Origin of the sequence: Micromonospora orduensis, assembly GCF_006228125.1 — a bacterium.
Lineage (GTDB): Bacteria > Actinomycetota > Actinomycetes > Mycobacteriales > Micromonosporaceae > Micromonospora > Micromonospora orduensis.
Map to the genome: position 1 here is coordinate 1 of NZ_VDFY01000275.1, position 6029 is coordinate 6029.

Sequence of the window (6029 nt, forward strand, 5' to 3'; positions counted from 1 at the left end):
GGACACCCCGCCGGCGGCGCTGGCGAACCGGTCCGCCGGCCGTTTGGCCATCGCCCGCGCAACGACAGCCGCCACCGCCGGCGGGGTGTCCGGCGGCAGCGGCGCCGGCTCGTCCTGGGCGTGCCGCAGGGCCACCGCGAGCGGGTTGTCGCCGTCGAACGGCGGCTGCCCGGCGAGGCAGAAGTACGCCACCGCGCCGAGCGCGTACACGTCGGTGGCCGCGGCGACCGGCTGCCCGGTGGCCTGCTCGGGGGACATGTACGCGGCGGTGCCGAGCACCATGTTCGCGGCGGTCAACCCGGCCATGCTCCGGGACCGGGCGATGCCGAAGTCGACGAGCACCACCCTGCCGTCGGCCTTGACCAGCAGGTTGCCCGGCTTCACGTCCCGGTGCACGATGCCGGCGAGGTGGGCGGTGTGCAGCGCGTCGGCGGCCTGGGCCAGCATCGACATGGTGGTGGCCGCGTCCAGTCGACCCGCCGCGCGTACCTTCGCCGACAGCGGCTCGCCCTCGACGTACTCCATCACCAGGTAGTCGACCCGGCTGCCGTCGGCGAGCCCGGCCTGCCCGACGTCGTGCACCGCGACCACACCGGGGTGTCGCAGCGCCGCCAGCATCCGCGCCTCGGCCCGGAACCGGGCGGTGAACTCGGCGTCGGCCACCAGCGCCGGCAGCAGCACCTTCACCGCCACCTCGCGTTCCAGCAGCACGTCGGTGCCACGCCAGACCGCGCCCATCCCGCCCGTCGCCACCCGCTCACCCAGCCGGTAACGGTCGCCCAGCAGCACTCCCCGAGTCAGCACCGAGCCACCGTACCGACCGGCGCCGACGGGGATTGATCAACCCACGGGTCGCGGGCGGAGGCGAGCGAGCGGCCGTCGGGCGCGGGGCCGACTACGCTGGCGGGGGTTCGTCCCACGGGGACTTCAGCGGCGAGGGGAGACGCGGCATGGCGTGGAGCTGGCGGTACGAGGGAACGGACGGTCAGACGGTCGAGGGACCTGCGGAGTCGTTCGGCAGCCAGGCCGACGCCGAATCCTGGATCGGTCAGACCTGGCGGGAGCTCGCGGCGTCCGGCGTCACCTCGGTCGCGCTCGTCGAGGACGACCGGGTGGATTACCGGATGAGCCTGCTGCCCACGGCCGAGTGATGAGCTACGACCGGCCGGGCACCGACGGGCTGGTGCTCGGCGTGCCGAAGGCGGCGTTCCGGCCCAGCCCGGTCTTCCTCGGCCTGGTCGCGCTCCTCGCGGTCAGCGGCGTGCTCACCTGGAACGGGTACGGCAACGTCCGCTTCAACGTGTTCCTGTTCGTGGTCTCCGGCTGGCTGGTCTCGCTCTGCCTGCACGAGTACGCCCACGCGGTGGTCGCCTACCGGGCCGGTGACCGGGACATCGCCCACCGCGGCTACCTGACGCTCAACCCGTTCAAGTACACCCACCCGCTGCTGTCGATCGTGCTGCCGGTGGTGGTGGTGCTGCTCGGCGGCATCGGCCTGCCCGGCGGCGCGGTGTGGGTGGACCGGCACGCGATCGGGGGGCGGCTGCGGCACACCCTGGTCAGCCTCGCCGGCCCGGCGACAAACGTGCTGTTCACGCTGCTGCTGGTGCTGGCGGTACGACTCGGTGCGTCCTCGGGTGGCCCGGTGGAGTTCTGGGCCGGGGTGGCGCTGCTGGCGTTCCTCCAGCTCACCGCGAGCGTGCTCAACCTGCTGCCGGTGCCCGGCCTGGACGGCGGCAACATGATCCAACCGTGGCTCAACCCGCAGTGGCGGCGGATGTACGACCTGTTCGCCCCGTACGGCTTCATCCTGCTCTTCGCGCTGCTGTGGAACCCGCGCATCGGAGGCTGGTTCTTCGACGCGGTCTTCGCGGTCGGTGACCTGCTCGGCCTGCCGTCGTGGCTCTACGCCACCGGCCTGGACCTGATCCGCTTCTGGCAGAGCTGAGCTGACCCGGCCCGGTCGGCGCGACAGGTGACGCGCCGACCGGACCGGAGCGGCGTCAGGGACGCTGCGCGGGAGACTCGGTCTTCGCCGGGTCCCGTTCGGTGACCGGCTCGACGATCTCGTCGATCCGCTTGAGCAGTTCGGCGTCGAGCTTCACCCCGGCCGCCTTCACGTTGTCGTGCACCTGCTCGGGACGGGACGCGCCGATGATCGCCGAGGAGACGTTCGGGTTCTGCAGGACCCACGCCACGGCGAGCTGGGCCATGCTCAGCCCGGCCTGCTCGGCGATGGGCTTGAGCTGCTGCACCCGGGTCAGCACGTCGTCGTTCATGAACCGGGAGATGAAACCCGCGCCGGACTTCTCGTCGGTGGCACGGGAACCGGCCGGCGGCGGCTGGCCCGGCAGGTACTTGCCGGAGAGCACGCCCTGCGCCATCGGCGACCAGACGATCTGCCCGATGCCCAGCTCCTCGCTGGCCGGCACCACCTCGGTCTCGATGACCCGCCACAGCATCGAATATTGCGGCTGGTTGGAGACCAGCGGGATGTGCAGCTCCCGGGCGAGCGGGTGCGCGGCGCGCAGCTGCTCGGCGGTCCACTCGGAGACCCCGATGTAGTGCGCCTTACCGGAGTGCACGACGTCGGCGAACGCCTCCATCGTCTCCTCCAGCGGCGTGCTGTAGTCGTACCGGTGGGCCTGGTAGAGGTCCACGTAGTCGGTACGCAGCCGGCGCAGCGAGCCGTTGATCGACTCCATGATGTGCTTGCGGGACAGGCCACGGTCGTTGCGGCCCGGCCCGGTCGGCCAGTAGACCTTGGTGAAGATCTCCAGGCCCTCCCGGCGTTCGTTCTCCAGCGCCCGGCCGAGCACGTCCTCTGCTCGGGTGCCGGCGTACACGTCCGCGGTGTCGAAGGTCGTGATTCCCGCGTCCAGGGCGGCCCGCACGCAGGCGAACGCGGCGTCCTCCTCGACCTGCGAACCGTGGGTGATCCAGTTGCCGTACGAGATCTCGCTGACCATCAGGCCGGAACGGCCCAGGTGTCGGAATTCCATTCCCCGACCCTAGCCCTGCCCGGTGAACACCGCCGACCGGCGCTCAAAGCACCGGATTCGCGTCGGCGAGCAACCTGTCGATCTCGTCGAGCACCGCCGCGCGATCGGGGTGCACCGGGTCGATCAGCGGCTCGGCGCGCCGGTCCAGCGCGCCCCACCGCCCGCCGGGACCCTCGACGAGGAACGCCACGGGGTGGATGACAAGCATCGGGTACGCGGGCGGCACCAGCACCGCCCCGGTGCGGTCCACCACACCGCGCCGACCCGCCACGTCGACGACGGCGAGACCCTCGTCGGTGAACCCGTCGATCTGCTCCCCACCGGCCAGCTCGGTGTGGAAACCGTGGTAGCGGGTGGGCACCACGATCCGACCGGTCCGGTCGACGGCACCCCACCCCTCCCGCCGTACCGCCGCCACGCCCTTGCGGAACGGGCGCACGTCGGCGAAGTTCGGCGGCACCTGCACCGAGCCGGTGGCGTCGATGGCCGTCCAGCCGCCCTCGCCTACCACCCACGCCAGGCCGTCGCTGAACGGACGCGCCATCCGGTACGACGGCGGGATCACCGTCGTACCGAGCAGGTTGATCAGCGACCACCGGTCGGTGTCGGGACGGCGTACCCAGGCCAGCCCGTCGTGGAACGGCTGCACCTCCGCGTACCGGGCGGGGATGACCAGGTCACCGTCCGCGTCGGTGTACCCCCACAGGGCTCCGTCCTGGCCCGGCACCGGGGGTCGGTCGCGGTCGAGGATGTCGTCCCGACTCCGCGGGTACGGCCCGAAGCCGTCCGCCGACGCGCGGGCCGTGACCGCGTCCAGGGCCACCCGGATCCGGTCCAGCAGTTCGGCGTCGCCGGCGCCGCGCAGGTCGAGTGCCCGCTCGAAGTGGTGGCAGGCCTCCATCAGCCGCCCCTGGTCGTAGCAGGACCGTCCGGCGTGCTCGTGCAGCGCCGCCCGCAACCGGTCGGGCAGTTCGATCGAGTTCGCCCGGGCGAACAACAGGTCGGCCTCGGCGAAGTCGCCGCGCCAGCGCAGCACGTGGGCCAGCCGGGCCTGGGCCAGCGCGGTCCGCCGCAGCTCGCCGGTGGCCTCGGCGTACGTGAGGGCGAGCCGGCCGTCGGCCAGCGCGTCGTCCAGTTCGCCGAGGATCCGGGAGGCCACCGCCCGCAGGCTGAGCAGCCGCGCCCGCGCCCGGTTGTCGACGGCCGAGCCCAACTTCCCGGTCAACCGCCGCCGGATGGCCCGCAGATCGTCCGGCTCGGTCAACTCCTCCCGCAGGGTGACCGGGTCCAGCCGCCAGCGGTACGCCCCCAGGACCTGCTCCGGGTCGCCCTCGTCGGCGAGCGACGGGCGGGCGGGCTCCGGCGGGTCCGGTGGCGCGGACACCGGTGCGCTCTCGGCGGGGGATCCGGTCCGCGGCCCCGGAACGGCCGCGGCCGGCACACCCGACACGGGTACGCCGAATGCGGGTGGCGCGGACACGGGCGGTCCGGACACGGGCATCGTCGGGGCGGGCGGCCCGGACACGGGCGGCGCGGACACCGGGGCTGCCGGGTCGGGCCGCTCGGGATCCTCGTCGGGCCGCGCGGAGGTCACCTCCACCGCCGGGTCGTGCTCGTCCGACACCGGCGGCGCGGGTGGCTGGGCCGCTGCCTCGGGGTCGGCGACATCCGTCCATCCGCTGAGAACGTCGAAGGCGAAGCCGGGACGCTCGGCGCCGGGCTCGCTGCGCGGGTCGGACGGCGTGACAGTCGGCGCCCCGGAGACCGGGCGTGCCGGTGGGCCGGACACCGGGTCGAACGCCGCCGAACCGTACGCGGGTTCCCCGTCCTCGGCGACACCGTCACCCCAGGGATCCCGGGCCCAGCGAGCGCCGTCCCCATCTGCGGCCGGCGGCGCGGAGACCGGCCCGGCCGACGATGCCGCGTCGGGAGGCGCGGAGACGGGCGGCGCGGAGACGGGGCGTGCCGGCGGTGCGGAGTCCTGGGCCGCTGGTGGTGCGGAGACGGGCCGCGCCGGCGGGCCCGAGACGGGCGGCGCGGAGACCGGGCGCACCGGCGGTGCCGAATCCGAGGCCGCCGGTGGTGCCGAGATGGGCGGCGCGGAGACCGGGACCGCCGGTGGCGCGGAGACCGGGTGTGCGGCCGGCTGGATGGTCGGGTCGTCTCGTCGGGCGGTCGCCGCGCTGGCGGACGGCTCGGCGGGCGGTGTCGACCGCTCGGGCCGTTCTCCGGTCCGTGGCGCCGCGTCGCTCGGCTCGTCGAGGGCCGTCCGTCCCGCTGTCGACGGCTGGTCCGCCGTCGTACCGTCCGGGTCGGACTCCGCCGTCGGGGCGGGGCTGAACCAGGCGTCCGGCCCCCGCACCGGCGCCTCGGCCGGCTCGGTGGCGGGCGGTACCGACGGTTCCGAGGGCGGCGGAGGGACGTAGCGACGTGGCACGCCAGGGGCGATCGGGAGCGCCGGCTCGGCGTCAGTCGAAGGCGCGGCAGCCTCGGGGGGCGCCGGGGGCGTGGCCCGATCCGGCTTCTGCCAGGCGAGCGGGGCCGGGTCGCCGAACGGCGGCGCGTCGGGTGCCCGCTCCGCGCTCCGCCGTTCGTCGTCGGCCGGGCGGTTCGCCGGGCTCGAACCGGGATAGCGCGGCGGCGCGGTCGGCTGGGCCGAGGCCGTCGGCGCCGGGCCGGACGACGTCCGACGCTCGGCCGACGGTGACGGCGACGGCGACTGGGGCTGCGGAGGCGTCTGCGGCTGCTCGTCGGGCGGCGGTGGATCCACCGGCGCGGGCAGGAACTCCAGCCGGAGGCGGGCGGCCGGCGGACCGGAGACGGGTCCGTCGGCCGCCGGCGAGACGGGGGCCGCCGAGACCGGCCGGTCCCGGTCCGGGCGTGCGGGTGGGATGTGCTCGGCCGGCCGGTGCCCGTGGTCCGCCGACGCGGGGGAGACCGGTGCGGCCGAGACCGGTCGGTCCCATCCGGGTGTCGCGGCCGGCGAGACGGGTGCGGGGGACACCTGCCGTTCCGGGCGCGCGGGGG

Annotated in this window: 4 protein-coding genes and 1 pseudogene; 2 read left to right on the plus strand and 3 right to left on the minus strand. The window is 74.7% G+C overall.

Translation table 11 applies throughout. The features are described from left to right. On the minus strand, positions 1 to 804 hold an 804-nt coding region (locus FHG89_RS29790), incomplete at its 3' end, for a serine/threonine-protein kinase (RefSeq protein WP_139587719.1). A 146-nt stretch (positions 805 to 950) separates the two neighbouring features. On the opposite strand from FHG89_RS29790, the gene FHG89_RS29795 reads away from it, so the two are divergent. After that, positions 951 to 1151, plus strand: coding sequence for a hypothetical protein (locus tag FHG89_RS29795; RefSeq protein WP_007463228.1), 201 nt, complete (start codon positions 951 to 953; stop codon positions 1149 to 1151). After that, the gene (locus FHG89_RS29800) at positions 1151 to 1948 is read left to right on the plus strand and encodes a site-2 protease family protein (protein ID WP_139587720.1); all 798 of its coding nucleotides are present in this window, start codon (positions 1151 to 1153) and stop codon (positions 1946 to 1948) included. Before FHG89_RS29795 ends, FHG89_RS29800 begins: the two co-directional genes overlap by 1 nt. Positions 1949 to 2003: 55 nt before the next feature. Here the strand turns inward: FHG89_RS29800 and FHG89_RS29805 are convergent, their stop codons facing one another. Together FHG89_RS29805 and FHG89_RS34510 are read right to left on the minus strand one after the other, a co-directional pair. Then, positions 2004 to 3002, minus strand: coding sequence for an aldo/keto reductase family protein (locus tag FHG89_RS29805; protein ID WP_139587721.1), 999 nt, complete (start codon positions 3000 to 3002; stop codon positions 2004 to 2006). 43 nt (positions 3003 to 3045) lie between these two features. Then, positions 3046 to 4728 (minus strand): annotated as a pseudogene (locus FHG89_RS34510) (WG repeat-containing protein); the annotation flags it as partial. Positions 4729 to 6029: the final 1301 nt, after the last annotated feature.

Bases quoted from the DNA above. Each gene is read 5' to 3' on its own strand.
- FHG89_RS29795 (WP_007463228.1), top strand. From the start codon at position 951: ATGGCGTGGAGCTGGCGGTACGAGGGAACGGACGGTCAGACGGTCGAG.
- FHG89_RS29800 (WP_139587720.1), top strand. From the start codon at position 1,151: ATGAGCTACGACCGGCCGGGCACCGACGGGCTGGTGCTCGGCGTGCCG.
- FHG89_RS29805 (WP_139587721.1), bottom strand. From the start codon at position 3,002: ATGGAATTCCGACACCTGGGCCGTTCCGGCCTGATGGTCAGCGAGATC.